Raw genomic sequence first — 25627 nt, forward strand, 5'->3', positions numbered from 1 at the left:
TCGGCGGGCATAAACAAGGGAGTATAAGGCGCGCTGCCAGTACGCGGCAAAGCGTCGCGTAGATGCCGTTACGCTGTCGGACTGATAGAATCGCCGCCGGTTCACACGAGGTTATTCCATGCACGACACGCACAACGAGCGCATGAGTGGCAGCGAAACCCGCGCTGCTGGCGGCCTGGCCCTGGTCTTTGCCTTTCGTATGCTGGGCATGTTCATGGTCCTGCCGGTGCTGGCGACCTACGGCATGGACCTGGCCGGTGCCACACCGGCGCTGATTGGCCTGGCCATCGGGGCCTATGGCCTGACTCAGGCTGTCTTGCAGATCCCGTTCGGGATGATTTCCGACCGCATCGGCCGCCGTCCGGTCATTTACCTCGGGTTGGTGGTGTTCGCTCTCGGCAGTTTGCTGGCGGCCCAGGCGGACTCCATCTGGGGCGTGATCGCCGGTCGCATCCTGCAAGGTGCCGGGGCGATTTCGGCCGCCGTCATGGCGCTGTTGTCCGACCTGACCCGTGAACAGCACCGCACCAAAGCAATGGCCATGATCGGCATGAGCATCGGCCTGTCGTTCGCGGTTGCCATGGTCGTTGGCCCGTTGCTGACTCGTGCCTTCGGCCTGTCAGGATTGTTCCTTGCCACGGCAGGACTTGCCCTGGTGGGTATCGTGCTCATCGCCTTCGTCGTGCCTAGCGCACACAGTGCCCTGCAGCACCGAGAGTCGGGCGTGGCCCGCAAGGCGCTCGGCCCGACGCTGCGTCATCCGGACCTTCTGCGCCTGGATGTGAGCATCTTCATCCTCCACGCCATCCTCATGGCCAGCTTCGTCGCGCTGCCCTTGGCCTTCGTCGAGCGTGGCGGCCTGCCGAAAGAGCAGCATTGGTGGGTGTACCTGACCGCGTTGCTCATTTCATTTTTTGCAATGATCCCCTTCATCATCTATGGCGAGAAGAAGCGCAAGATGAAACGGGTGTTGCTCGGCGCGGTCAGTGTGCTGCTGATGGTCGAGGTGTTCTTCTGGCAGTGGGCTGACAACTTGCGCGGACTGGTGATCGGCACCGTGGTATTCTTTACGGCATTCAACCTGCTGGAGGCATCGCTGCCTTCGCTGGTGAGCAAAGTGTCGCCCGCAGGCGGCAAAGGGACGGCCATGGGGGTATATTCCACCAGTCAGTTCCTGGGTGCCGCACTGGGAGGAATCATCGGTGGCTGGTTGTTCCAGCACGGTGGTCTGGGCATGGTGTTCCTCGGTTGCGCAGGGCTGTGCGCCATCTGGTTGGCCACGGCATTGAGCATGAACGAGCCGCCGTATGTAACCAGCCTGCGCATGCCGCTGTCGCCTGAAGGTGTCCGGGAAGCCGGGCTGACCGAACGCCTGCTGGCTGTGCCGGGTGTGACCGACGCCGTAGTGGTGGCGGAAGAAGCCGCCGTCTATATCAAACTGGATACGAAAATTTTGGACCGTGCGACCCTTGAGCGTCTGGTGAACCCAGCGTCTTCGGCGTGCGAAGCCTAGGAGAACGTTATGGCCCGTGGGGTTAACAAAGTCATTCTGGTCGGCACTTGCGGTCAGGATCCCGAAGTCCGCTACCTGCCCAACGGTAACGCCGTGACCAACCTGAGCCTGGCCACCAGCGAGCAGTGGACCGACAAGCAGTCCGGCCAGAAAGTCGAGCGCACCGAGTGGCACCGTGTTGCCATGTTCGGCAAAGTCGCCGAAATCGCTGGCGAATACCTGCGCAAAGGTTCCCAGGTGTACATCGAGGGCAAGCTGCAGACCCGCGAGTGGGAAAAAGACGGCATCAAGCGCTACACCACCGAAATCATCGTCGACATGCAAGGCACCATGCAGCTGCTGGGCGGTCGTCCGCAGAACCAGCAACAGGGCGGCGACCCGTACAACCAAGGTGGTGGCAACTACAACCAAGGTGGTGGCCAGCAGCAGTACAACCAGGCGCCACGCCAGCAGGCTCCGCGTCCACAGCAGGCTCCACAGCGTCCTGCGCCACAGCAGCCAGCTCCGCAACCGGCCGCTGACTTCGACAGCTTCGACGACGATATTCCGTTCTAACGGATCGCTGCCCGCTCAGTACTCGAAAAAAAGCCGCAGCCAGGCAACTGGCTGCGGCTTTTTCATGCGCGCTCTAAAACGGAAGTCAATAGAACAATCGTGGCTCTGGTGAGGCCAGCAAGCTGGCCAGTTTGGTCAGCGCAAAGGCGAGCTCGTCCCGGGTGGGGGCCATTAGCGCAATGCGCACGCCGTTGGGCGCGTCGCTGCGTTGAGGCAGGAACTGGCTACCGCTGACGACAGTTACGCCGTTGCTACGTGCCAGGTGGGCGAATTCATCGCTGGTCCAAGGGGCTGGGAGTTCGAGCCAGAGATGGAAACTGTGGGGTTGGCTGCGGATCGAGTACTTGCCGAGAATGCTCTTGGCCATCTGCTGGCGTGCGGCGGCTTCCTCCTGCTGGGTTCTTAACAGTTGGTCCGCCCTGCCGCTGTTGATCAAGTTGCTGGCGAGCTGGGCCATCAAGGGCGAGGGCATCCAGACGCTGCTGCGCACCATCGAGGACAAGCGCGACAACATGTGTGGCGGTGCATACAGATAACCGATGCGCAGCGCCGGCAACACGCTCTTGGACAGGCTGGTCAGGTAAATGGAACGCTCCGGTGCATAGGCGGCCAGGGGCTTGTAGCTGGACGTCGGCGCCAGGAATCCGTAGATGTCGTCATCGATGATGACCAGGTCGAACTCGCGGGCAATAGCGGCGATGGCCTCACGCCGGGCGTGGGGCATGATCGAGTTGGTCGGGTTCTGGTGTGTAGTTACACAAACCAGCAGGGTAGGGCGATGCTCGAGGCAGGCGGCGCGCAGCGCCTCAGGAATCAGGCCGTGCTCATCCACGGCCACGCCCTGAAGGCGTCGGCCTAGGCTGTGGGCCAAGGAAATGATGCCGGGGTAGCAGAAGGATTCGCACAGAATCACATCGTCGGTTTTCGACAGGCTGCTGAGGGCGACCAGTAGGCCGTGCTGGGCGCCGGAGGTCAAGACCACCTGCTGCCAGCTGGCATCCGGCAGCCAGCGTCTGATCCAGGCCGCGCCCGCTTCCTTGTGGACGGCATGACCACCGTCGGTGACGTAATCGAGTGCCTGGATCAGGTCGGCGGAGTCGGCCAGCTCGTGGAGCGAGCCGCGCAACCACTGTGTCATGTGGGCGTCGTTTGGCTTGATGATCGACAAATCGATCTGGCCGTTTTCATTGCTGATGCCCGTGCTGCGAGTTGCCGGGGCAGCAGGGACTTTTGAGGGGCGTACAAAGGTGCCGCGTCCTACTTCGCCGATCACCAGACCCCGCTTGGCCGCCTCATCATAAGCTCGGCCAATGGTGCCGGGCGTCACGCTCAGGCGCTCGGCCAAGTCCTTGAGTGTCGGCAATCGGTCGCCGGCTACCAGCTTCCCGCTGGCAATGTCCTGTTCAAGGGCATCGGCGATCATCAGGTAAACCGGTTGCGTCAGGGCGCTGTAATGAGGAACCCACATGAAATGGCACCAGTATAGGGTGAGCGGGCAAGCCTAGCATGAATGCAATAAGGGTGTAATCAAGGTGAATTACTCCCAAAGTCCATTACATAAAGTCACGTTATTTCACCCGTACAGATAATAATTACTTATAAATCAGATGGTTGTGCGCATTATCAAGGTCAAGAAAATAAAGTAATTGAATCGATGATATTTTCATGATTACCATCATTGGATCGATGCAATCTTGACGTGACAAGCACCTGACCTGATGTTCGACCTCTGGAGATCCTTATGAAAACCGCATTTGTAACTGGCGCTTCCGCAGGCTTTGGCCGCGCCATCTGCCGTACGCTGGTCGCCGAGGGCTACCGGGTCATCGGTGGCGCTCGGCGCATGGACAAACTCAAGGAGCTCGAGGGCGAACTAGGCGACTCGTTCATCCCGCTGGCGCTGGATGTCACTGATCCGGCCTCGGTGGACGCGGCTGTCGAGTGGATCGGCAAGGCCTCGTTGAATATCGATGTGCTGGTGAACAATGCCGGGCTGGCGCTGGGCGTTGATCGGGCGCAGCAGGCCAGTGCCGAGAACTGGCAGCGGATGATCGACACCAACATCACCGGCCTGACGATGGTCACACACAGAATCCTCCCCCGCATGGTCGAGGCCGACAGCGGCCTGATCGTCAACATCGGCTCCATCGCCGGCACCTATCCGTACCCGGGTGGTAACGTGTATGGCGCCAGCAAGGCATTCGTCCGACAGTTCAGCCTCAACCTGCGCGCCGACCTCGCCGGAACCCGGGTACGGGTGAGCAACATCGAGCCGGGCTTGTGTTCGGGTACCGACTTCTCGGTGGTTCGACTCAAGGGCGACCTGGACGCCGTGGAAGCGCTGTACCGCGACGTCGAGGCGCTTCTGCCCGAGGACATCGCCGCCACCGTAGCCTGGATCGCAGCCCAACCGGCGCATGTGAACATCAACACCATCGAGATCATGCCGGTGGCGCAAAGCAGCGCGGGGCTGAACGTGGTGCGTAATCTGCCTCGTACCGCGCAAGTGTGAGGAGCAAAGGCTGTTTCATTGATGAAACAGTCCTTTGAGCCATGTCATCGCGTATTCAGGATTCTTGGCTAGAGTTAGGGTTGGTGGCCATCCGTTGGCCGCCACCGTGAAGTCCTTGAGGCGTCGGCGATGTCCCGACGTCCAGAACCTGATCAGGAGTGCACGATGGACCTCAACCGTCGGCAGTTCTTCAAGGTCGCCGCGATCGGCCTTGGAGGCTCGAGCCTTGCGGCGTTGGGCATGGCCCCGACCCCCGCGTTCGCCGAGCAGGTGCGCCACTTCAAGCTGGCGCACACCAAAGAAACCCGTAACACCTGCCCCTACTGCTCGGTCGGCTGCGGCCTGATCATGTACAGCCAGGGCGATGCGGGCAAGAACGTCAAACAGAACATCATCCACATCGAGGGCGACGCGGACCATCCGGTCAACCGCGGGACCTTGTGCCCGAAAGGCGCGGGCCTGCTGGACTTCATCCACAGCCCGAACCGCCTGCAATACCCCGAGGTACGCAAGCCTGGCAGCAAGGAGTGGACCCGGATCAGTTGGGACGAGGCGCTCGATCGCATCGCCGATCTCGTGAAAAAGGACCGCGACGCCAACTTCATCGAGAAGAACGCCCAAGGGCAGACGGTCAACCGTTGGCTCAGCGTGGGCTTTCTCGCAGCGTCCGCCGCTTCCAGCGAAGCGGGCTATCTGACGCACAAGGTCGTCCGTTCATTGGGTGTACTGGGGTTCGATAACCAAGCGCGTGTCTGACACGGCCCGACGGTGGCAAGTCTTGCCCCGACGTACGGCCGTGGTGCCATGACCAACCACTGGTCCGATATCGCCAACGCGAATCTGGTCCTGGTGATGGGTGGCAACGCAGCAGAAGCGCACCCGTGCGGCTTCAAGTGGGTGACCGAGGCCAAGGCGCACAACAAGGCGCGGCTGATCGTGGTCGACCCGCGGTTCACGCGTACCGCCTCGGTGGCGGACTACTACGCGCCGATCCGTACCGGAACCGACATCGCCTTCATGGGCGGGTTGATCAACTACCTGCTGAGCAACGACAAGATCCAGCACGAATACGTGCGCAACTACACCGACGTGTCGTTCATCGTCAAAGAAGGCTATGGCTTCGAGGACGGGCTGTTCAGTGGCTATGATGCGGACAAACGCATCTACGCCGACAAGTCCGGCTGGGGCTATGAGTTGGGCGAGGATGGTTTTGCCAAGGTCGATCCGACCCTGCAGCACCCGCGTTGCGTCTACCAGTTGATGAAGCAGCACTACAGCCGCTACACCCCGGAAGTGGCGAGCATGACCTGTGGCATGCCCCAGGACGCCATGATGAAGGTGTGGGAAGAGATCGCCACCTGCTCGCAGCCGGGCAAGACCATGACGATCCTTTATGCGCTGGGCTGGACGCAGCATTCGATCGGTGCGCAGATCATCCGCAGCGCGGCCATGGTCCAGCTGCTGCTGGGCAACGTCGGCATGCCGGGTGGCGGGGTCAACGCCCTGCGCGGTCACTCCAACATCCAGGGCCTGACCGACCTGGGGCTGCTGTCCAACTCGCTGCCCGGTTACCTGACCCTGGCCGGCGATGCCGAGCAGGACTACGCCGCCTTTATCGACAAGCGCGCCTCCAAACCGCTGCGCCCGGGGCAGTTGTCCTACTGGCAGAACTACGGCAAGTTCCACGTCAGCCTCATGAAGGCCTGGTACGGCCCCAACGCTACCGCCGAGAACCACTGGGGCTATGACTGGCTGCCCAAGCTCGATGTGGGGGCCTACGACGTGCTGCGCATGTTCGAGATGATGAGCCAGGGCAAGGTCAACGGCTACTTCTGCCAGGGCTTCAACCCGATCGCCGCGTTGCCGGACAAGAACCGCGTCACCGCTGCACTGGCCAAGCTCAAGTGGCTGGTGATCATGGATCCGCTGGCCACCGAGACGTCCGAGTTCTGGCGCAATGCAGGCCCCTTCAACGATGTCGATACCGCCAACATCCAGACCGAGGTGATCCGCCTGCCCACCACCTGCTTTGCCGAGGAGGATGGCTCGCTGGTCAACAGTAGCCGTTGGCTGCAGTGGCACTGGAAGGGCGCCGACGGGCCGGGCGAGACCCGCACCGACGTGCAGATCATGAGCGAGCTGTTCCTGCGCTTGCGTCATCGCTACAAGACCGAGGGCGGTGCGTATCCGGATCCGCTGCTCAACATCAACTGGCCTTACAAGATTCCCGAAGAGCCTTCGCCTGAGGAGTTGGCTAAGGAAATGAACGGCTGGGCGGTCAGCGACTTCACCGACCCTACCGGCGCCACGCTCAAGGCCGGCCAGCAACTGGCAGGCTTCGGCCAGCTCAAGGACGACGGCAGTACGGCGTCAGGCTGCTGGATCTTCGCTGGCAGTTGGACCGAGCAGGGCAACCAGATGGCTCGGCGCGACAACAGCGACCCCTACGGCATGCATCAGGTGCAGAACTGGGCCTGGGCCTGGCCTGCCAACCGCCGCATCCTCTACAACCGCGCTTCCAGCGACCCGCAAGGCAAGCCTTGGGATCCGGAGAAAAAACGCCTGGTGTGGTGGAACGGCAAGGCCTGGACGGGGACCGACGTGCCGGACTTCAAGGTCGACTCGCCGCCGGAAGCGGGGATGAACCCGTTCATCATGAACCCCGAGGGGGTAGCGCGGTTCTTCGCCATCGACAAGATGGCCGAGGGTCCGTTCCCCGAGCACTACGAGCCGTTCGAGACGCCCATCGGCATCAACCCGCTCAACCCGCAGAACAAGAAGGCCATCAGCAACCCGGCCGGGCGCGTGTTCGACTCGGTGTGGGACACCCTGGGCAAGGCCGACGAGTTCCCTTATGCGGCGACCACCTACCGATTGACCGAGCACTTCCACTTCTGGAGCAAGCACTGCCGCCTCAACGCCATCGCCCAGCCCGAGCAGTTCGTCGAGATCGGCGAGGTGCTGGCCAACGAGAAAGGCATCAAGGCGGGCGACCGGGTGCGGGTCAGCTCCAAGCGTGGGTATATCGAGGCGGTGGCGGTGGTGACCAAGCGGATCCGTCCACTGAAGGTCAACAACCAGACCGTTCACCAAATTGGCATTCCGCTGCACTGGGGTTTCACCGGCATCACCCGGCATGGCTACCTGACCAACACCCTGGTGCCGTTCCTGGGTGATGGCAATACCCAGACGCCGGAATCCAAGTCGTTCCTCGTCAACGTGGAGAAAATCTAATGGCCCAGCAAGACATCATCGCCCGCTCGGCCACCACGACCGTACCGTCTTCGGTGCGCCAGCAGCAGGAAGTCGCCAAGCTGATCGACACGACCAAGTGCATCGGCTGCAAGGCCTGCCAGGTGGCGTGCTCGGAGTGGAACGAACTGCGTGACGAGGTCGGCCACAACCACGGCACCTACGACAACCCCCAGGACCTGACCGCCGAAACCTGGACCCTGATGCGCTTCACCGAGCACGAGCGCGACGATGGCAACCTGGAGTGGCTGATCCGCAAGGATGGCTGCATGCACTGCGCCGAGCCAGGTTGCCTGAAGGCCTGCCCGAGCCCAGGGGCGATCATCAAGCACGCCAACGGCATCGTCGATTTCAACCAGGATCACTGCATCGGCTGCGGTTACTGCATCACCGGCTGCCCGTTCAACATCCCGCGGATTTCGCAGAAAGACCACAAGGCCTACAAGTGCAGCCTGTGTTCCGACCGTGTGGCCGTGGGCTTGGAACCGGCCTGCGTGAAGACCTGCCCGACCGGGGCGATCGTCTTCGGCAGCAAGGATGAAATGAAGGTGCATGCCGCCGAGCGCATCGTAGACCTGAAGTCCCGGGGCTTCGACAAGGCCGGCTTGTATGACCCGGACGGCGTCGGCGGTACCCACGTGATGTATGTGCTGCACCACGCCGATACGCCCAAGTTGTACGCCGGGCTGCCGGATGCGCCGGTGATCAGCCCGTTGGTGGGGCTGTGGAAAGGCATCAGCAAACCGCTGGCGCTGCTGGCGATGGGCGCGGCAGTGCTGGCGGGGTTCTTCCACTATGTGCGGGTCGGCCCGCAGCGGGTCGAGGAGGACGATGCCCTGGCGCCTGCCGATGACAGCGTGCATCAGGTGGACCCGTCGGTGCATGTCTATGATCCGACCAAGCCCGGCGGGCAAGGGGGGCCGCGGCCATGAGCGACAACAAACCGATCCTGCGCTACAACGCCAATGAGCGCAGCAACCACTGGATCGTCGCGATCCTGTTCGTGATGGCCGGGCTGTCTGGGCTGGCGCTGTTCCATCCGGCGTTGTTCTGGCTCAGCCATCTGTTCGGCGGTGGTCCGTGGACGCGCATCCTGCACCCGTTCCTGGGCGTGGCGATGTTCGTGTTCTTCCTGGGGCTGGTGCTACGGTTCTGGCGCGCCAACTTCATCACCGCCAACGATCGCTTGTGGCTGCGCCGCATCGACCGGGTGATGCGCAACGAGGAGGAGGGCGTTCCACCGATCGGCAAGTACAACGCTGGGCAGAAGCTGCTGTTCTGGACCTTGCTGCTGTGCATGCTGGTGCTGCTGGTCAGTGGCGTGGTGATCTGGCGCGCTTGGTTCAGCCAGTACTTCGACATCGGAGCGATTCGCCTGGCGACCTTGCTTCATGCGCTGGCGGCGTTCGTGCTGATCCTCAGCATCATCGTGCACATCTATGCTGGCATCTGGATCAAAGGCTCGGTAGGCGCCATGCTGCACGGCTCGGTCAGCCGCGCCTGGGCACGCAAGCACCATGAGTTGTGGTATCGCGACGTGACCGGCGACAAGACACCGGGCAATCACGGACGAAAAGAAGGATGAGCGCTTGAGCACGATACTTGAACCTGGGCAGATCGAAGCGTCGGCCGTGGCGCCGCCGTTTCTGAACCTGCCGCCCGCCAACCTGTTCGAACGGCGCGCCGAGCGCCTGGAGCACCTGGCCGAGGGCAATGCCCTTGGCCAGTACCTGATGCTGGTCGCGCGGTTGTGCCGCCTCCAGCAGCAGCTTGTGGATAACCCGCCCGGTGACTTGCCGGTGGCAGACGAGCGCCAGCGGCTGTGCATAAGTCATGGCTTGCCGCCGCTGGCAGCCGACAGCCTGGTACGCGAGGGGCCCTGGTTGGCTTGGCTGCAGGCGCTGCTCGAGTACTTCGATGAGGCGTCCGACGGGCCCTTGGGCGAGGCGCTGCGATCCTTGCGGGAAAGCGACGACAGCCAGCGCAAAGGCTGGGCCATCGCCCTGCTGGCCGGTCAATACGATGCCGTACCGGCGGCGCTGGTGCCCTTCATCGGCGCGGCGCTGCAGGCGGCCTGGTCCTATTGGCTGCTGGCGCTGCCGGAGCCTGAACTCAAGCCCGCCGACAGCCTGGCCCAGTGTCCGGCCTGTGGATCACCGGCCATGGCCGGGGTGGTGCGCAACCGCGGCAAGCATAATGGCCTGCGATACCTGGTCTGTTCACTGTGTGCCTGCGAGTGGCATGTGGTGCGGGTCAAGTGTGTGTACTGCGAGTCGAGCAAGGACCTGCGTTACACCAACCTGGAGGATGACCGGCACGCGCCGGGCAAGGCGCCACTGCGCGCCGAATGCTGCCCAGGATGCCAGCATTACCTGAAGCAGAGTTACCTGGAAAACGACGCCGCGGCCGAGCCGCTGGCCGATGACCTGGCGAGCCTGGCGCTGGATATCCGCCTGGACGAGGAGGGCTTCCAGCGGCTGGCGCCGAACCTGATGCTGGCGCCGGGATAGAGGAGAGTGTCTACACTGCAACATCGAGTTGCCCTGTTCGCGGGTAAGCCCGCTCCCACAAGGTTTAGCGCATTGCGGTGGGAGCGGGTTTGCCCGCTAGCAGGGCACACCAGACTAAGGATCAGTTTAAGGTAGTACTGCATGTCCTCGAGCCCCGCCAGCGACACCCCACGCCTGCCGTCCATCGACACCCTGCTACGCCACCGCACCTGCGAGCCGCTGATCGAGCGCCATGGCCGCGAGGCCGTGCTAGCCACCCTGCGTCAGCTGCTTGGCGATCTGCGCGAACCCGTTCGCCTTGGCCAGATGAGTGCAGTCGAGCTGGCGCCGGATGTCCTCAATGGCCGCGCCGGCGAACGCCTGGCCATCCAGCAGCGCAGCCAGGTCCGCCGTGTTTTCAACCTTACCGGCACGGTGCTGCACACCAACCTGGGCCGAGCGCTGTTGCCTGAGGAGGCGGTGGAGGCCATGCAGATCGCCGCGCGCCACCCGCTGAACCTGGAGTTCGACCTGGCCACCGGCAAACGGGGTGATCGCGACGACCTGATCGAAGGCCTGATCCGCGAGCTCACCGGGGCCGAGGCCGTGACGGTGGTCAACAACAATGCCGCTGCCGTGCTGCTGGCACTCAACAGCCTGGGCGCGCGCAAGGAGGGCATCATCTCCCGGGGCGAGCTGATCGAAATCGGCGGCGCCTTCCGTATCCCCGACATCATGGCCCGCGCTGGTGTCCGCCTGCATGAGGTCGGCACCACCAACCGCACCCACGCCCGTGACTACGAAGGTGCGATCAACCCGCGTACCGGCTTGCTGATGCGGGTGCATTGCAGCAACTACAGCATCCAAGGCTTCACCACCCAGGTACCGACCGCCGAGCTGGCAGCCATCGCCCACGCCCATGGTTTGCCTCTGCTGGAGGACCTGGGCAGCGGCAGCCTGCTCGACCTTACCCGTTGGGGCCTGCCGGCCGAGCCCACGGTGCGCCAGGCCCTGGCCGACGGCGCCGACATCGTCACCTTCAGTGGCGACAAGCTACTCGGTGGACCCCAGGCCGGCATCATCGTTGGGCGTAAGGAACTGATCGCCAAGATCAAGAAGAACCCCCTCAAGCGCGCTCTGCGGGTCGACAAGATCACCTTGGCCGCGCTGGAGGCCGTGCTGGCGCTGTACCGCAATCCGGATCGGCTGGCCGAGCGCTTGCCCAGCCTGCGCCTGTTGACTCGCCCTCAGCAAGAGATTGCGGCCCAAGCCGAGCGCCTGGCTCCGGCGCTCGCAGCCTGCCTGGGGGCGCAATGGACCGTGAGCGTCGAGCCAGCCTTGGGCATGATCGGCAGTGGTAGCCAGCCGGTGGCGCGTCTGCCCAGCGCCGCCCTGTGCCTGCGTCCGCAGGTGTCGAAGAAGCTGCGTGGGCGCAGTTTGCACGTGCTGGAGCGTGCCTTGCGCGATCTGCCGGTGCCGGTGCTCGGACGCATCGATGACGACGCCCTGTGGCTCGACCTGCGTCAGCTCGACGACGAGGCCCACTGGCTGGCGCAACTGCCAGCACTGCGCCTGGGGCCGGTCCAGTGATCGTCGGCACCGCCGGCCATATCGACCATGGCAAGACTGCACTGCTCCAGGCCCTGACCGGCCAGGCCGGTGACCATCGCCAGGAAGAGCGCGCCCGGGGCATGACCATCGATCTCGGCTACCGCTATGCTGCGCTTGCCGAGGGGGCGCCCTTGACGGGTTTCATCGACGTCCCCGGACACGAGCGCTTCATCCACAACATGCTCGCCGGTGCCCAGGGCATCGACCTGGTGTTGCTGGTGGTGGCCGCGGACGACGGCGTCATGCCGCAGACCCGCGAGCACCTGGCGATCATCGAGCTGCTGGGCATCCCCCAGGCCTTGGTGGCGATCAGCAAGTGCGACCGGGTCGAGCCGCAGAGGGTGACGCAGGTCCAAGCTCAGGTATCGGCGCTGCTGGCGCCCGGGCCTTACGCGCAGGCGAAGCAGTTCCCCTTGTCCAGCGTCACCGGGGAGGGCGTCGAGGCGTTGCGCCAGGCGCTGCTGGACGCTGAACAGGCTGTAGGTCAACGCAGCGCACGCGGCGGTTTCCGTCTGGCCGTGGATCGGGCGTTTGCCGTGGCCGGCGCCGGCATCGTGGTCACCGGCACCGCCTTGGCCGGGCAGGTCAGCGCGGGCGATACCTTGCTGCTGGGCAAGGCCGGCAAGCCGGTGCGGGTGCGCGGGCTGCACGCGCAGAACCAGGCCGCGTTGGTGGCCCAGGCTGGCCAGCGAGTGGCGCTTAACCTCCACGCCGAGCGCCTGGCGCTGGAGCAGATCCATCGGGGCGACTGGCTGGTACCGGACTGGCTGCATGCACCCAGCATGCGGGTGGATATCGATCTTACGTTATTGCCCAGCGAGACGCGGACCTTCGAGCATTTCAGCGCCGTGCACGTGCATCTGGGCACTCAGGATGTCACGGCGCGCGTCGCGCTGCTCGAGGGGGAGAAACTGCAGGCAGGGCAACGGATGTTCGCCCAGTTGCTACTCAACGCACCTTTGCAGGCGGTGCATGGCGATCGGCTGGTGCTCAGGGATCAGCGCGCCCAACGTACCTTGGGCGGTGGGCGTGTGCTCGATCCCTTTGCCCCGAGCCGGCAACGTCGAAGTGAAATGCGCCTGCGGCAGTTGCAGGCCCTCAGCGAGGCCGAGGCCTTGGAGCAGGCCTTGCCGGCCTTGCTCGATGCCGCTCCTGGCGGGCTGGATCCGCAACGCTTGGAGCGTCAGTTCAACCGACAACGCGAAACCTGGGCATTACCTGAAACGGTCCAGGTCATCGCCACGCGGCAAGGGCCATTGCTATTCGCCAGGCACCACTGGCAGGCGCTGAAAGAGCGGGTCACGATGCAGTTGGCGCTGTTCCATGAGCAGGAGCCTGACCAGCTCGGGCCGGATCGCGACCGCCTGCGCAGGTTCGCGGCGTTGCCCACGGAGCGGCCGGCGTTCGTCAGTTTGCTGGAGGAGTTGCTCGAAGCCGGCAAAGTCGTCAGTAGCGGGCCGTGGTTGCATTTGCCGGAACACAAAGTGCAATTGAGCGACGCCGACGCTGCCTTGTGGGCGTTGCTGGAGCCTGAGTTGTCGAGGGGGGAGTACGATCCGCCCTGGGTCAGGACGTTGGCCGCGGCGCAAGGACGCGATGAAGCCGACGTGCGCCTGTTGCTGCGCAAGCTGGCCCGGCTGGGGCTGGTGCACCAGGTAGTGCGCGATCTTTTTTACCCTGAAGCGACTGTCCGGCGCATGGCAGACATGCTTTTGCAGCTGTCGGCCAGCACGCCGATAGTGCAGGTGGCCGCGTTTCGCGATATGTTGGGCATCGGTCGCAAACGCAGTGTTCAGATCCTCGAATACTTCGACCGAATCGGCCTGACCCGGAGGGTCGCCGACCAGCGTTACATCCGAGCCGACAGTGCACTGGCCGAGCAGCAGACCAGGCACTGACTACAAGGAAGGCAATCGCGCCCGGTGGCGCGGCCGGGCTTCAAACCCGGTTGGGGACGGCATCCGTTCCCGGGCAGGTTCGACTCCCGCTGCCTTCCGCCATTTCTCCGAGAACCTCTGGGAGCGGGTTTATCGAGGCGTCGAACCGCCGCGAATGCGTCAGTCTGGGCGGCCTTCAGGCCCGCTCACCGCACAGGTCCAGGGCAAACCAGTGCTCTGCCGCCTGCACATCCAACCCTGCGCCCAGCAGTGCGAACAGCTTGCCCAGCGCCGCCTCGCGGGTCATGCCACCGCCGCTGACCAACCCGGTATCGCGCAGGCGGCTGCCAGCGGCATAAGTATCGAAGACTACCGAACCTTCAGGGCACTGGCTGATCGCAACGATCATCACCCCGCATGTGCGGGCTTCGTGCAGCGCGTCCAGCAGCGCCTGGTCATCCGAAGGGCCGGTGCCGCTGCCATAGCATTCCAGCACCAGGCCCTGCACGCCGGTAGCGAGCATCGCCTGTACGAAGCTGGCCTGCAGGCCAGGCACAACCGGCAGCACCGCAAGGCGCACCGGCTGGCGGCGTTGGCGATAGTCCAGTGTCGGCGGGAGCGCCGTGGCGCGCTCGCCTTCGCGGTGGCGGGGCAGGGCTGCGAAGGCATCGAAGGCTTCGCTGCGCAGCTTCGAGGCCCGGCAGCCATGCAGCAATTGGCCATGGAAGTACAACTGCACGCCATCGCCCAGGCCGCTTTCGAACAAATTCAGGGCGCCAAGCAGGTTGTCCCAGGCGTCGCTGTCCGGCGCACCGGCCGGCAGCATCGAGCCGGTCAGCAACACCGGTACAGGCAAGCCCAGCAGCAGGAACGACAATGCCGCCGCGCTGTAGGCCAGGGTATCGGTGCCATGCAGCACCAGCACACCGTCATGGCCGTCGTGTTCCACCGCCTCGACGATGGCATCGCGCATGGCCAGCCAATTGGCCTGTTGCATGTTGGCGCTGTCGATCAATGGGTCGAGCTCGCGCAGCGACCACTGAAGGCGGGGCGCCACGGCGTGCAGCGCCAGGTGCTCGCGCATTCGCGCCTCGAAGCCGCTGGCCGGCGCCAGGCCCTCAGGGGTCTGCAGCATGCCGATGGTGCCACCGGTATAGAGGACGAGAAGATTCTTGACTGCACGCATGGAAAGCATCCGTAGCGATGAGCGGAGAAGGAAAGCCGCCCCGGACGGGGCGGCTGGGCAGCAGAGGATATCAGCGCTGTGGCTGAGCTTGGGCGACGGCTTTGTCAGCGGCGGTTTCAGCCTGAGGATTGGCCGGCCAGGCGTTGCGGTCCAGGTCCAGGTCAGCGAACTTGCTGGAGTCGAACACCGGCTGATCGATGCCCGCGCGGCGCTGTTCGTCGTAGTCGCGCATCACGCGCAGACCGACCTTGAACAGCAGGGCCAGAGCGATCAGGTTGACGAACGCCAGGCAGGTCATGGTGATATCGGCGAAGGCGAACACGGTCGACAGGTCTTGCATCGAGCCCCATACCACCAGCGCCAGTACCAGACCGCGGAAGATCATCAGCACGACACGGTTGCGGCTGAGGAACTGCAGGCTGTTCTCGCCCAGGTAGTAGTTGTAGAGGATGCAGGTGAAGACGAACAGCGACAGGGCGATGCTGACGAACAGACGGCCCCAGTCACCGACCACGGCGGCCAGCGAGTTCTGGGTCAGGACGATGCCATCACCTTCGAAGCCCGGGGTGTAGAAGCCCGACAGCAGGATCAGCAGCGCGGTGCAGGTGCAGATCACGAAGGTATCGAGGAACACACTGAAGGCCTGGACCACGCCCTGGGCGCCCGGGTGCTTCACGGCGGCCACGGCGGCGACGTTCGGCGCACTGCCCAGGCCCGCTTCGTTGGCGAACACGCCACGCTTCACACCCATGACGATGGCGCTGCCGAGCAGGCCGCCGAACGCAGGGTCGAGGCCGAAGGCGCTCTTGAAGATGGTTTCCAGCATGGCTGGGACGTGTTCGATCTGGGTGCCGATCACGTACAGGGTCACGCCGATGTAGGCCAGGGTCTTGATCGGAACCAGCAGGTCCGACACCGCGGCGATGCGCTTGATGCCGCCGATGAAGGTAATGGCCAGCAGCACGGCCAGGACGATGCCGGTGTGCTTTGGATCGAAGGCAAAGGCGTTCTGCAGCGAGTGGGTCACGGTGTACGACTGCAGGCCGATGAAGGCGAAGCCGTAGGTGACCAGCAGCAGGATCGAGAACACGATCGCCATGCTTTTGAGCTTCAGGCCGTGCTGGATGTAGTACGCCGGGCCGCCGCGGTACAGGCCGTCGCCGTCGGCGCGCTTGTAGACCTGGGCCAGGGTGCATTCGAAGAAGCTGCTGGACATGCCCACCAGCGCGGTGACCCACATCCAGAACACGGCGCCTGGGCCACCGAGGGTCACGGCGATGCCGACGCCCGCGATGTTACCGGCGCCTACACGGCCGGCAAGGCTCAGCATCAGGGCCTGGAACGAGCTCAGTTGGCCTGCCTGGCCGCGGAGGGATTCCTTGAAGACCCCGAACATGTGGCCGAAATGACGGAACTGGACGAACCGAGAGCGGATGGTGAAGTAACCGCCGAGTCCGACGATCAGCACGATGAGGAGTTTCCCGGAAAGGAAATCGTTGAGTGCTTCGAGCATTGAAAAATGACCTCGATTCTTATTGTTCGTGTGGAAAGACCAGCGGGCGGCAGTGCACCGCTATTGGGGGCGCATGGTTGGCCATGACAACAACGGTTACAATTTCGCGTGTTGCTCTGAATTGATGCGACTTGATGCTAAACTTGCACCACTCGCATCATCTGGACCCTTCTCATGGGCGATCATTTCGCTATCAATCTCAAACTGGCGTGCAGTCATTACCGCTCTATTTCAGAGGTTTGCCGACAGCTTTCGATCAACCGCGCGCAGTTCAACAAGTACCTCAGCGGCCAGAGCCGTCCGACGGCTTACAACCTCAAGCGCATCGGCGACTTCTTCGGTGTCGAGGAATACGAATTGGGTCTGCCGCCCGAGCAGTTCGCCCGCCTGATCGGGGCTCGCAATCTGTCGGCCGAATCCGGACCGCAGAACGACCCGATCAGCGAGCTGTTCAAGCCGCTGCATGCCCATGCGGGCAATCTGTCGCGTTATTGCGGCTATTACTTCGAATATTCCAACTGCATGTCGGTCCCAGGCTCGATTCTGGTGTCGCTGGTGCACCTGTGGGAGGAGCGCGGCAGCTTTCTGTTCGAGCGCCAGGAGCGACAGGAGCGCTCCAGTGCCACCGATCTGCATGCAGAGGTACGTTGCCGCTACCTCGGCGCAGCCTTCCAGTTGCAGGACCGGGTCTTTCTGATCGACTACGAATCACTGACGCTCAACGAGATGAGCCAGACCGTGCTCATCCCCAGCTTCAAGAGCCGCATCACCCGGCTCAACGGTTTGAAGACCGGAGTCTCCAGTGGGGATCGGCGCAACCCGGCCTGTACCCGCGTGGTATGGGAGTACCTGGGCGAGGAGATCAACCGCATCAACGCCTACCGCCAGGTGAGGCTGTACCGCCCGGAGGACCCGCGCATTGATGACGACGTACGCGAGCGCCTGAAGGCAGGGCCGATCAGCAACGGCTTGTTCGAGATCGAGTGAGCGCGGTCCCGCGACGCATGCGCCGCGCTGCTTAGCAATTCGTCATCGACGCCGGATGTCCTGTCACGCCCAGGCATGTGCTGTGGTTGGACTTCCCCGAGAGGAACCCGCAAAATGTCCGCTTCTTTCTATCAACCTGTTCGGATCTGCTGACTCTATGCGTATGCGCCTGATGCTGTTGGGTGGTGGCAATGCCCTCGGGCAAGCGCTGATTCGTCTCGGGGCCGAAGAGGACATCGGATTCCTGGCGCCGCGCCCACCGGAGAACGGCTGGGGACCGGCCAGTCTTACGCAATTGCTTGACGATCACCGTCCCGATGTCGTGGTCAACCTGGCGTACTATTTCGACTGGTTCCAGGCCGAGTCGGTCAGCGAACAACGCCTGGCGTTGCAGGAGCGGGCCGTTGAGCGGCTGGCCGAGCTCTGCCAGCACCACCAGATCATTCTCGTGCAGCCTTCGAGCTACCGAGTGTTCGATGGCTCAAGGGCCACGGCCTACAGCGAAAAGGATGAGCCGGTGCCCTTGGGCCTGCGTGGCCAGGCGCTCTGGCGGATCGAACAGAGCGTTCGGGCGACCTGTCCGCAGCATGTGCTGCTGCGTTTTGGCTGGGTGCTCGACGAAAGCATCGACGGCGTGCTCGGCCGCTTCCTCACCCGTGCCGAGCAACCCCAGGAGCTGCTGCTGGCCGATGACCGCCGCGGCAATCCGACGCCGGTCGACGACGCCGCACGGGTGATTCTCTCGGTGCTCAAGCAGCTCGATTGCGACGCACCGCTGTGGGGTACCTACCACTACGCCGGCAACGAGGCGACCACGCCGCTGGCGCTGGGCCAGGCGATCCTCGGCGAGGCGGCGCAGTGGCACAAGCTGGCCGTGCAGGCACCTACGCCCCAGGCCCATGCCGCGCGCCCCGATGCCAGCGAGGAACCGCAGAACGCGGTGCTGGCCTGCAAAAAGATTCTTCACACCTTCGGCATCAAGCCCCGCGCCTGGCGCGCCGGCTTGCCGTCTCTACTGGACCGGTTCTACCGACATGGCTGACGCCCCCATCCTGATCACCGGCGGTGCCGGCTTCATTGGCTCCCACCTGTGCGATGCGTTGCTGGACAAAGGCTATGCGGTACGGGTGCTCGATGACCTCTCCACCGGCAAGCGCGCCAACCTGCGTCTGGACCATCCCGGCCTGGACCTGATCGAAGGCGACGTCGCCGATGCCGAACTGGTACGCCGGGCCACGGCAGGCTGTCGCGCTGTGGTGCACCTTGCCGCGGTCGCGTCGGTACAGGCGTCGGTCGAAGACCCGGTGCGTACCCACCAAAGCAACTTCATCGGTACCCTCAATGTCTGCGAAGCCATGCGCCTGGAAGGCGTGCGGCGTGTGTTGTTCGCCTCCAGCGCGGCGGTTTATGGCAACAACGGCGAGGGCCAATCGATTGCCGAGGACACGCCCAAGGCGCCGTTGACCCCTTATGCGGTGGACAAGCTGGCCAGCGAGCAGTACTTGGACTTCTATCGTCGTCAGCACGCGCTGGAGCCGGTGGTGTTCCGTTTCTTCAATATCTTCGGGCCGCGCCAGGATCCATCTTCGCCCTATAGCGGGGTCATCAGTATCTTCTGCGAACGTGCTACCCAAGGCCTGCCGATCACGGTCTTCGGCGATGGCGAGCAAACGCGAGACTTCCTATACGTGGGCGATCTGGTCCAGGTGATGGTCCAGGCGCTGGAACTTGAACAGGTCGAGGAAGGCGCGGTGAACATCGGCCTGAACCAGGCGACCTCGCTGAACCAGTTGCTGGCGGCGCTGGAAAAGGTGGTCGGCAGTTTGCCTGCCATCCACCACGGGCCGGCGCGCTCGGGCGACATCCGCCATTCACGGGCGGACAACTCCCGTCTGCTGGCGCGTTTCGACTTCCCGCAGCCTACCTCGATGGTCGACGGATTGGCCCGGCTGTTGGGCAAAGCCTGATCTTCTTGATCAGCGCGCGTCACGGGTCATTGCCCATGGCGTACGCGCCGGCGATGACAGTCCTGCGGGCCGAGTAAACGGCCATCCTTGGCCCGCACCTGCAGGCGTTCGATGGGTTGGCCGTTGGCGTTGTCAAGCAGTACCGAGCGCTCATCCCCCGCCTTGAACAGGAAGCGCTCCCCCCACTGGCGTAAGCCAATGACCACAGGAAAGACCGCGCGCCCTTGCTCGGTCAGCACGTATTCCTTGTAGGCACTGCCATCGGACGCCGGCCGCAGTTCGAGCAATCCGCTTTCCACCAGCAGCTTCAGCCGCGAGGCCAGGATGTTCTTCGCCAGTCCCAGGTTTTTCTGGAACTCACTGAAACGTCGCAGGCCATCGAAGGCGTCTCGCAGGATCATCATCGACCAACGGTCGCCGATTACGTCCAGGGCACGGGCCACCGGGCAGGGGTCGTTTTTCTCGTCGGGCATGGGCGTACTCTGTGCGGGATAACTGGTTGCAGATTAAAACCAGCTTTGCTAAATAGCCAGTAGCTGGTTTCTATTTGAAACCAGATTGCCTGAGGAGCTTGCCATGCCTTCCCTGACATCCGCGTCGCCTGGCCACATGCAGCCAAGCCGGGCGCTGACCTTGCTGCTCGCGGCCGCCTGTGCCCTGGCGGTCGCGACGGTGTACTTCGCCCAACCTTTACTCGAATCCATGGCGCGCAGCCTGGCGATACCCCAGGCCTACATCGGCTTAGTGGTGGGCGCGACCCAGGCGGGGTACGCCATTGGCTTGCTACTGATTGTTCCGTTAGGCGATCTGCTTGATCGCAAGCGCCTGATTCTTGGTCAGTTGTTGATGTCGGCGTTGGCATTGCTGGCAGTGAGCATGGCCTGGGACTGGGCCGTGCTGCTGGCAGCCATGGGAATGGTCGGGCTGATGGCGGTGGTGGTTCAGGTGATAGTCGCTCATGCCGCAACCTTGGCTTCGCCGTCCAGACAAGGGCAGGTGGTGGGCACGGTCACCAGTGGCGTGGTGGTGGGTATTCTGCTGGCGCGTCTGGTCGCAGGTGGCCTTGCCGACCTGACCGGCTGGCGTGGTGTCTATGTCGGGGCGGCCGGCTTGTCGCTGGCGATGGCGTTGCTGTTGTGGCGGGCGTTGCCTGCTGTCGCGCGCAATCAACAGGGGCCGGGGTACTGGAGACTGCTGGGCTCGCTGGTCGGGTTGTATCGGCATGATCGGCTGTTACGCCAGCGTGGCCTGTTCGCGTTGCTGGTCTTCGCCGTCTTCAGCGTGTTCTGGAGCGCCATGGTATTGCCCCTGAGCGTTGCGCCCTTGGCCCTGAGCCCTACCCAGGTTGGCCTGTTCGGTCTGGCGGGCCTGGCCGGTGCTTTGTCGGCGTCGTGCGCTGGACGCCTGGCCGATCGCGGGCTGGGCAACCGTACCACTGGTCTGGCATTGGGGCTGCTGGCGTTGTCATGGCTGCCGAGCGCCCTGCTCGAGCACTCACTATGGGCCTTGGTGGTGGGGGTGTTGATCCTGGATTTAGCTGTGCAGGCGGTGCATGTGACCAACCAGAGCCTGCTGCTGGCCGGACGTGGCGAAATGGCGAGTCGGCTGATCGGCGCTTACATGTGCTGTTATTCGATCGGCAGTGGGTTAGGGGCGGTGGCCGCGACCTGGGTATATGCCCGATGGGGCTGGCTGGCGGTGTGTGGCCTGGGCGCATCGATCAGCGCTTTGGCCTTGGGCTACTGGGGGTGCCTGGAGTTTGGCGGGAGCGTGAAGCGTGACATGGCGGCCGAGGCCGCCATGTCGGGTGGGGATCAGAACTTGTAGCCCAGGCCCACCATGTAGACCCACGGATCGACATCCACGTCGACCTTGGTCTTGCCCACGCTCAGGGCGCTTGGGCCGTCCACGGTGGCCTTGGTGTCGATGTCGATGTACCAGACCGAGGCGTTGACCAGCAGATTCTCGGTGAGCATGTAGTCCATGCCCAGCTGGGCAGCCAGGCCCACCGAGTCTTGCAGCTTCAGGTTGCTGAAGCCTTGCTTCTTGCGGGAGCTGCTGAGGTCTTCATCGAAGAAGGTGGTGTAGTTGATGCCAACGCCCGCGTAAGGCTGGAACTTCGAGGAAGGCTCCATCGGGTAGTACTGCAGCGACAGGGTCGGCGGCAGTTGCTTGATGTCGGCCAGCTTGCCATCCAGGCCAGGGCCAAGGCCTTTGACAGCCACGGTGTGGTTGAACGGCGTGGCAGCCAGCAGCTCCAGGCCGACGTGGTCGGTGAGCATGTAGGCGAAGGTCAGGCCCAGCTGGGTGTCGCTGTCCAGGGTCGCCTTGGTGCCCGATACCTTGGTGCCATCGAGCTTGAGGTCGCTGCTGTCTTCGTTCGGCGCTACGGTGATGGCACCGGCACGCATGATGAAGTCACCGGCCTGGTGGGCATGGGCGACGGGGGCAGCGAGCGCCAGGGCAATGAGCGAGGCGCCGAGCAAGGACTTGTTCATGGAAGCTCCCAAAGGACGTAAGTAATCGAGTAGTCCAATGGTAAGGAGCCGGCCGAAACGAACTGTTGATTCAGCTCAACGAAGACGTGTCACAACGCCTAAACAGCGCTCATTGAAGCTCGTAGGCGTAGATCTTTTCAGCTTCCATCTGGTAACCGGCATCGGCCAGTTCACTGCTGGTGGCTTTGACCTGCATCCGGCCTTCGATCCAGTAGGGCTGGTAGAGGTCTTCGATGCGCACGCCCATCTCGCTGACGATATGCACGATCTGGTTCGGCGGTGGCGGCGGCACGTGGATGCAGGCGCCGTAATAGGGCACCAGGAGGAACTCGGTGGTACGGCCTTCCTCGCTCACTTCCAGCGGCACGATGTAGCCGGGCAGCTTGACCCACTGGCCATCCAGCGCCTTGACCACCGGAGCGTGGGGCGCCTGCTGGCGCGCGGCAGGGGCTGATTCGGCCAGGGCGTTACCCAGTTGTGACAGATCATGCAGCGGTGCCATCTGGGCTGGGACCGCCGGCGTCCCCTCCGGGATCAAGGCAGGCCAGTCCAGGGTTCTGGGCTCGTCGCCCCAGGCAGGGGACAGAATGAACAGCAGCAACAGCACAAGTTTTCGACGCATGAACGGTTCTCAGAGATGGATCGACAGGCCATCGGCCAAAGACTGACGATAGGCACGCCAGGCCGGCACGCTGCCCATCAGCAGCGCGGCACCCAGGATGATCGCCAGCAGCGTCCATTCATGGGCGCTCGGCCAAGCCAGCGGCAGGTAGAGGCCATAGTTGGCCTGCACGTAGCCTTGGGTCAGGGCGATTCCCGCATACAGCAAGCCTAGCCCGGCACCGATACCGGCCAGTGCCAGGGCGAGCGCTTCGAGCACTAACAGCCCGGCTATGTGCCAGGGGCGCGCGCCCACCGAGCGCAGAATGGCCATTTCCCGGCGGCGCTCGTTGAGGCTGGTGAGGATCGCCGTGAGCATGCCGATCAAACCCGTCAGTACCACGAACAGCGACACCACGAACAATGCCTGTTCGGCTGTGCCCATCAGGCTCCAGAGTTCCTGCAGAGCAACCCCAGGGAGGATTGCCAGCAGCGGCTCGCTACGGAATTCGTTGATTTCTCGCTGCAGGCTGAAGGTGGCGATCTTGTTGTTCAGGCCCAGCATGAACGCCGTGATCGCGGCAGGTTGCAAGTCCATGCCGCGCGCCTGGTCGGCGCTGATGCGTCCGGCGCCACGGGCTGGAACGCCGTTGTGCCAATCGACGTGGATTGCCTCCATGCCGGCCAGGCTGATGTGCAGGGTGCGGTCCACCGGCGTGCCGGTGCGTTCGAGGATGCCGACGACGGTAAAGGGTTTGTCGTCGTGCTTGACCAGGCTGATGGCGGCCACGCCGTGGGCCAGCACCAGCTTGTCACCGAGTTTGTAGTGCAGCGCCTCGGCCACTTCGGCGCCCAGCACCACTTCGAACGGGTCCGCTGCGAAGGGCCGGCCCTGGCTCAGGACCAGATGTTGCTGGCGTGCGAACTGGTAATGGTCGAAGTAATCGCCTGTGGTACCCATCACCCGATAGCCGCGATGGGAGTCGCCGAGGGAAATCGGGATGGCCCATTTCACCCGCGGGTCCTTGGCGTAGTGTTCGAAGCTGTCCCAGCGGATGTTGTTGGTGGCATTGCCGATGCGAAACACCGAGTACAGCAACAGGTTCACCGACCCCGAGCGGGCGCCGACGATCAAGTCGGTGCCGCTGATGGTGCTGGCGAAGCTGGCGCGGGCCTCCGTGCGCACGCGCTCCACAGCCAGCAACAGGCACACCGACAGTGCGATGGCGAAGGCCGTCAGGAAGGCGGTGAAGCGGCGGTTGGCCAGGCTGGCCAGGGCAAGGCGGAGCAAGTACATCAGGCCTCCTGGGGCTTGGCCGCGCGATTGAGTTCGACCAAGGACAAATGACGGTCGAACAGCGGAGCCAGGCTCTGGTCATGGCTGACGAACAGCAGGCTGGAGCCGGCCGCACGGCATTCGTCGAACAACAGGCGGATGAACGCCTCGCGGGTATCGGCATCCAGCGCCGAGGTGGGCTCGTCGGCGATCACCAGCTCGGGCTGGCCAATCAGCGCCCTGGCGGCGGCGACCCGCTGCTGCTGGCCGATTGACAGGCTGTCTGCGCGCCGGGCAAGTAGCGCCGGGTCAGTCAGGCCCAGGTGGGCCAACAGCGTGGCGGCCGCCTGGTCGATGCTGCCATGGCGCTGGACCGCCCGTGCGGCGCGGCTGCGTGAGAAGCGGCAGGGCAACTCGACGTTCTCCCGTACCGAGAGAAACGCCAGCAGGTTGAACTGCTGGAAGATATAGCCGGTGTGGTCGACCCGAAACCGATCACGGGCGCCCTGGCCCAAGGCGGCGAGGTCCTGGCCGAGCAGCAGGATCCGGCCTTGATCGGGGCGATTCACCCCGCCCAGCAAGCCGAGCAATGTAGTCTTGCCGCTACCGCTAGGGCCCTTGAGGAACAGCGCTTCACCGGCTTGCAGGCGAAACGCGGGGATGTCCAGCAAAGGTGGCTGGCCGGGCCAGGCGAACCGCAGCCCTTGCAGGTCGATCAGCGCCTGGCTCATTCAGAACGCGACCACGCTGTTGGTGGGGGAGGCTTGAAGGCCTTTCTGGCCGTTCGGGCCAATCAATTGCACATTGATCTTCTGGGTCGCCGGGAAAGCCCGGAACAGCGGGGCGAGGTCTACCTGGGCGAGCTTGCCAGGCGCTACGCATTTGAATTGGTAATGGGCGTTGACGTCGGCGTGTTCATGCCCGTGCTCGTGACCATGCTCGTCATCGCCGTGAGCGTGTGGTGCATCGCCAAACAGCGGGCTGCCGAGTTCCTGGGCGTCCTCCGTGCAACCGGCGGCCTGATCCACGCCGAATAACTTCAACGGTTGGTCAAGTTGCTGGCGTACGGCGGCGACCTTGGCCTTGTCGGTGTCGCGGGTGGCCGCATGCTCGAAGCCGACCAGGTTCATCGCCGGGCTGTCCAGCTCCAGTTCCAGGGTGTTGCCATCGAGCACCACGTTGAGTGTGGCCACACCATGTTCATGGGCGCCGAGGGTACCGTGGGCATGATCGTGATCATCGTGGGCCTGGGCTGCAACCAAGGGAAGCAGGGCGAAGGGTAGGGCGAGAAGCAAGCGGCGCATGGAGGACTCCAGGGGCGGGCAATAAATGGTTTCGTAATGTTATAACAAGTTTTTCGGCGCTGACCACCTGCCTGGCGCAGGTTTCATGTTCATGGGAGCATGAAGCCATCGACCCTGTAGGTAAGGAAGGTAGCGTGAGAATACGTGGACAAATCGGCGATTGGCCGGTGGACCTGACCATCGAGCTGGAGCCTGCGGAGTGGGCGCAGTTGGGACGTCAACTGGAGGCACCGGCCGTTGCCGAAGCGGCGGCTACGAACGCAACCACCACACCACAGCAGGACGATGGGCAATGGTTGGCTGCCTGTGAGCTGCTGCGTCAGGCCGTGCAGATCAGCGGGCCGGAGTTGCTGGGGCGCCTGGAAGGACTCGCCGGCAGCACGGCAGCGGGCAAGCGGCTGTTGGTGCGTTTGCGCCACAGCAATGAGGTGAAGGTGGAAAGCGGCCCGGACGCGCCGGTGTATTACTGGGTAGGATGAGCGAGGGC

General features: G+C 63.6%; 23 protein-coding genes and 1 tRNA gene. 15 read left to right on the forward strand and 9 right to left on the reverse strand.

What is annotated here, in order from left to right; translation table 11 throughout:
* Positions 1 to 118: 118 nt before the first annotated feature.
* A complete protein-coding gene (locus HMPREF3173_RS13780; RefSeq protein WP_070573888.1) occupies positions 119 to 1513 on the forward strand; it encodes an MFS transporter in 1395 nt (464 codons plus the stop codon).
* A 9-nt stretch (positions 1514 to 1522) separates the two neighbouring features.
* On the forward strand, positions 1523 to 2068 hold the full coding sequence (locus tag HMPREF3173_RS13785) for a single-stranded DNA-binding protein (RefSeq protein WP_043210277.1): 546 nt from the start codon (positions 1523 to 1525) through the stop codon (positions 2066 to 2068).
* Positions 2069 to 2153: 85 nt separating this feature from the next.
* Here the strand turns inward: HMPREF3173_RS13785 and HMPREF3173_RS13790 are convergent, their stop codons facing one another.
* Complete coding sequence (locus HMPREF3173_RS13790; RefSeq protein ID WP_070573890.1) at positions 2154 to 3536, reverse strand: aminotransferase-like domain-containing protein; 1383 nt, start codon at positions 3534 to 3536, stop codon at positions 2154 to 2156.
* A 273-nt stretch (positions 3537 to 3809) separates the two neighbouring features.
* On the opposite strand from HMPREF3173_RS13790, the gene HMPREF3173_RS13795 reads away from it, so the two are divergent.
* From HMPREF3173_RS13795 to HMPREF3173_RS13835, 8 genes are all read left to right on the forward strand, one after another.
* Positions 3810 to 4580, forward strand: a complete 771-nt coding sequence (locus HMPREF3173_RS13795; RefSeq protein WP_070573893.1) for an SDR family NAD(P)-dependent oxidoreductase — start codon at positions 3810 to 3812, stop codon at positions 4578 to 4580.
* A 165-nt stretch (positions 4581 to 4745) separates the two neighbouring features.
* On the forward strand, positions 4746 to 7814 hold the full coding sequence (fdnG, locus tag HMPREF3173_RS13805; protein ID WP_139146855.1) for a formate dehydrogenase-N subunit alpha: 3069 nt from the start codon (positions 4746 to 4748) through the stop codon (positions 7812 to 7814).
* The gene (gene fdxH / locus HMPREF3173_RS13810) at positions 7814 to 8764 is read left to right on the forward strand and encodes a formate dehydrogenase subunit beta (protein ID WP_070573899.1); all 951 of its coding nucleotides are present in this window, start codon (positions 7814 to 7816) and stop codon (positions 8762 to 8764) included. Before fdnG ends, fdxH begins: the two co-directional genes overlap by 1 nt.
* Positions 8761 to 9417, forward strand: coding sequence for a formate dehydrogenase subunit gamma (locus HMPREF3173_RS13815; protein ID WP_070573902.1), 657 nt, complete (start codon positions 8761 to 8763; stop codon positions 9415 to 9417). Before fdxH ends, HMPREF3173_RS13815 begins: the two co-directional genes overlap by 4 nt.
* 4 nt (positions 9418 to 9421) lie before the next feature.
* Positions 9422 to 10342 carry a formate dehydrogenase accessory protein FdhE gene (fdhE, locus tag HMPREF3173_RS13820; protein WP_070573904.1) on the forward strand — a complete coding sequence of 307 codons (921 nt, stop codon included), beginning with the start codon at positions 9422 to 9424 and terminating at the stop codon, positions 10340 to 10342.
* Positions 10343 to 10483: 141 nt separating this feature from the next.
* Positions 10484 to 11911: an L-seryl-tRNA(Sec) selenium transferase gene (gene selA / locus HMPREF3173_RS13825; RefSeq protein WP_070573906.1), complete on the forward strand. Its 1428-nt coding sequence runs from the start codon at positions 10484 to 10486 to the stop codon at positions 11909 to 11911.
* The gene (selB, locus tag HMPREF3173_RS13830; RefSeq protein ID WP_070573908.1) at positions 11908 to 13830 is read left to right on the forward strand and encodes a selenocysteine-specific translation elongation factor; all 1923 of its coding nucleotides are present in this window, start codon (positions 11908 to 11910) and stop codon (positions 13828 to 13830) included. The genes selA and selB overlap by 4 nt, the downstream gene beginning before the upstream one ends.
* Positions 13831 to 13836: 6 nt before the next feature.
* Positions 13837 to 13932 (forward strand) — tRNA-Sec (locus HMPREF3173_RS13835).
* Between the two features lie 73 nt (positions 13933 to 14005).
* Here HMPREF3173_RS13835 and HMPREF3173_RS13840 read toward each other — a convergent pair.
* Positions 14006 to 14995: an asparaginase gene (locus HMPREF3173_RS13840; RefSeq protein WP_070573910.1), complete on the reverse strand. Its 990-nt coding sequence runs from the start codon at positions 14993 to 14995 to the stop codon at positions 14006 to 14008.
* 70 nt (positions 14996 to 15065) lie between these two features.
* Entirely contained in the window at positions 15066 to 16508 is a 1443-nt protein-coding gene (locus HMPREF3173_RS13845; protein ID WP_043210256.1) for an alanine/glycine:cation symporter family protein, read from the reverse strand.
* 174 nt (positions 16509 to 16682) lie between these two features.
* On the opposite strand from HMPREF3173_RS13845, the gene HMPREF3173_RS13850 reads away from it, so the two are divergent.
* The 3 genes from HMPREF3173_RS13850 to HMPREF3173_RS13860 all read left to right on the forward strand — a co-directional run bounded on the left by HMPREF3173_RS13850 (position 16683) and on the right by HMPREF3173_RS13860 (position 19462).
* Positions 16683 to 17495 (forward strand): helix-turn-helix domain-containing protein, encoded by an 813-nt coding sequence (locus HMPREF3173_RS13850; protein WP_070573912.1) that lies wholly within the window; start codon positions 16683 to 16685, stop codon positions 17493 to 17495.
* A gap of 157 nt (positions 17496 to 17652) precedes the next feature.
* Entirely contained in the window at positions 17653 to 18537 is an 885-nt protein-coding gene (locus tag HMPREF3173_RS13855) for a sugar nucleotide-binding protein (RefSeq protein ID WP_043210252.1), read from the forward strand.
* The gene (locus HMPREF3173_RS13860) at positions 18530 to 19462 is read left to right on the forward strand and encodes an NAD-dependent epimerase/dehydratase family protein (RefSeq protein WP_070573913.1); all 933 of its coding nucleotides are present in this window, start codon (positions 18530 to 18532) and stop codon (positions 19460 to 19462) included. Before HMPREF3173_RS13855 ends, HMPREF3173_RS13860 begins: the two co-directional genes overlap by 8 nt.
* 26 nt (positions 19463 to 19488) lie before the next feature.
* On the opposite strand, the gene HMPREF3173_RS13865 is transcribed toward HMPREF3173_RS13860, so the two are convergent.
* On the reverse strand, positions 19489 to 19935 hold the full coding sequence (locus HMPREF3173_RS13865; RefSeq protein WP_070573914.1) for a winged helix-turn-helix transcriptional regulator: 447 nt from the start codon (positions 19933 to 19935) through the stop codon (positions 19489 to 19491).
* A gap of 136 nt (positions 19936 to 20071) precedes the next feature.
* Between HMPREF3173_RS13865 and HMPREF3173_RS13870 the strand changes: the two genes are divergently transcribed.
* Positions 20072 to 21289 carry an MFS transporter gene (locus HMPREF3173_RS13870; protein ID WP_070573969.1) on the forward strand — a complete coding sequence of 406 codons (1218 nt, stop codon included), beginning with the start codon at positions 20072 to 20074 and terminating at the stop codon, positions 21287 to 21289.
* Here the strand turns inward: HMPREF3173_RS13870 and HMPREF3173_RS13875 are convergent.
* From HMPREF3173_RS13875 to HMPREF3173_RS13895, 5 genes are all read right to left on the reverse strand, one after another.
* The gene (locus HMPREF3173_RS13875; RefSeq protein WP_043210247.1) at positions 21277 to 21960 is read right to left on the reverse strand and encodes an OmpW/AlkL family protein; all 684 of its coding nucleotides are present in this window, start codon (positions 21958 to 21960) and stop codon (positions 21277 to 21279) included. The two genes, HMPREF3173_RS13870 and HMPREF3173_RS13875, sit on opposite strands and share 13 nt — an antisense overlap.
* A 109-nt stretch (positions 21961 to 22069) precedes the next feature.
* Positions 22070 to 22582 carry a DUF3299 domain-containing protein gene (locus HMPREF3173_RS13880; protein WP_070573916.1) on the reverse strand — a complete coding sequence of 171 codons (513 nt, stop codon included), beginning with the start codon at positions 22580 to 22582 and terminating at the stop codon, positions 22070 to 22072.
* Positions 22583 to 22591: 9 nt separating this feature from the next.
* Positions 22592 to 23857 (reverse strand): ABC transporter permease, encoded by a 1266-nt coding sequence (locus HMPREF3173_RS13885; RefSeq protein WP_070573919.1) that lies wholly within the window; start codon positions 23855 to 23857, stop codon positions 22592 to 22594.
* On the reverse strand, positions 23857 to 24567 hold the full coding sequence (locus HMPREF3173_RS13890) for an ABC transporter ATP-binding protein (RefSeq protein ID WP_043210239.1): 711 nt from the start codon (positions 24565 to 24567) through the stop codon (positions 23857 to 23859). The genes HMPREF3173_RS13885 and HMPREF3173_RS13890 overlap by 1 nt, the downstream gene beginning before the upstream one ends.
* Positions 24568 to 25140, reverse strand: coding sequence for a DUF2796 domain-containing protein (locus tag HMPREF3173_RS13895; protein ID WP_070573921.1), 573 nt, complete (start codon positions 25138 to 25140; stop codon positions 24568 to 24570).
* Between the two features lie 134 nt (positions 25141 to 25274).
* On the opposite strand from HMPREF3173_RS13895, the gene HMPREF3173_RS13900 reads away from it, so the two are divergent.
* Positions 25275 to 25619: a hypothetical protein gene (locus tag HMPREF3173_RS13900; protein WP_070573923.1), complete on the forward strand. Its 345-nt coding sequence runs from the start codon at positions 25275 to 25277 to the stop codon at positions 25617 to 25619.
* Positions 25620 to 25627: the final 8 nt, after the last annotated feature.

Source organism: Pseudomonas sp. HMSC08G10 (genome assembly GCF_001808425.1).
Classification (GTDB): Bacteria; Pseudomonadota; Gammaproteobacteria; order Pseudomonadales; family Pseudomonadaceae; genus Aquipseudomonas; species Aquipseudomonas guariconensis.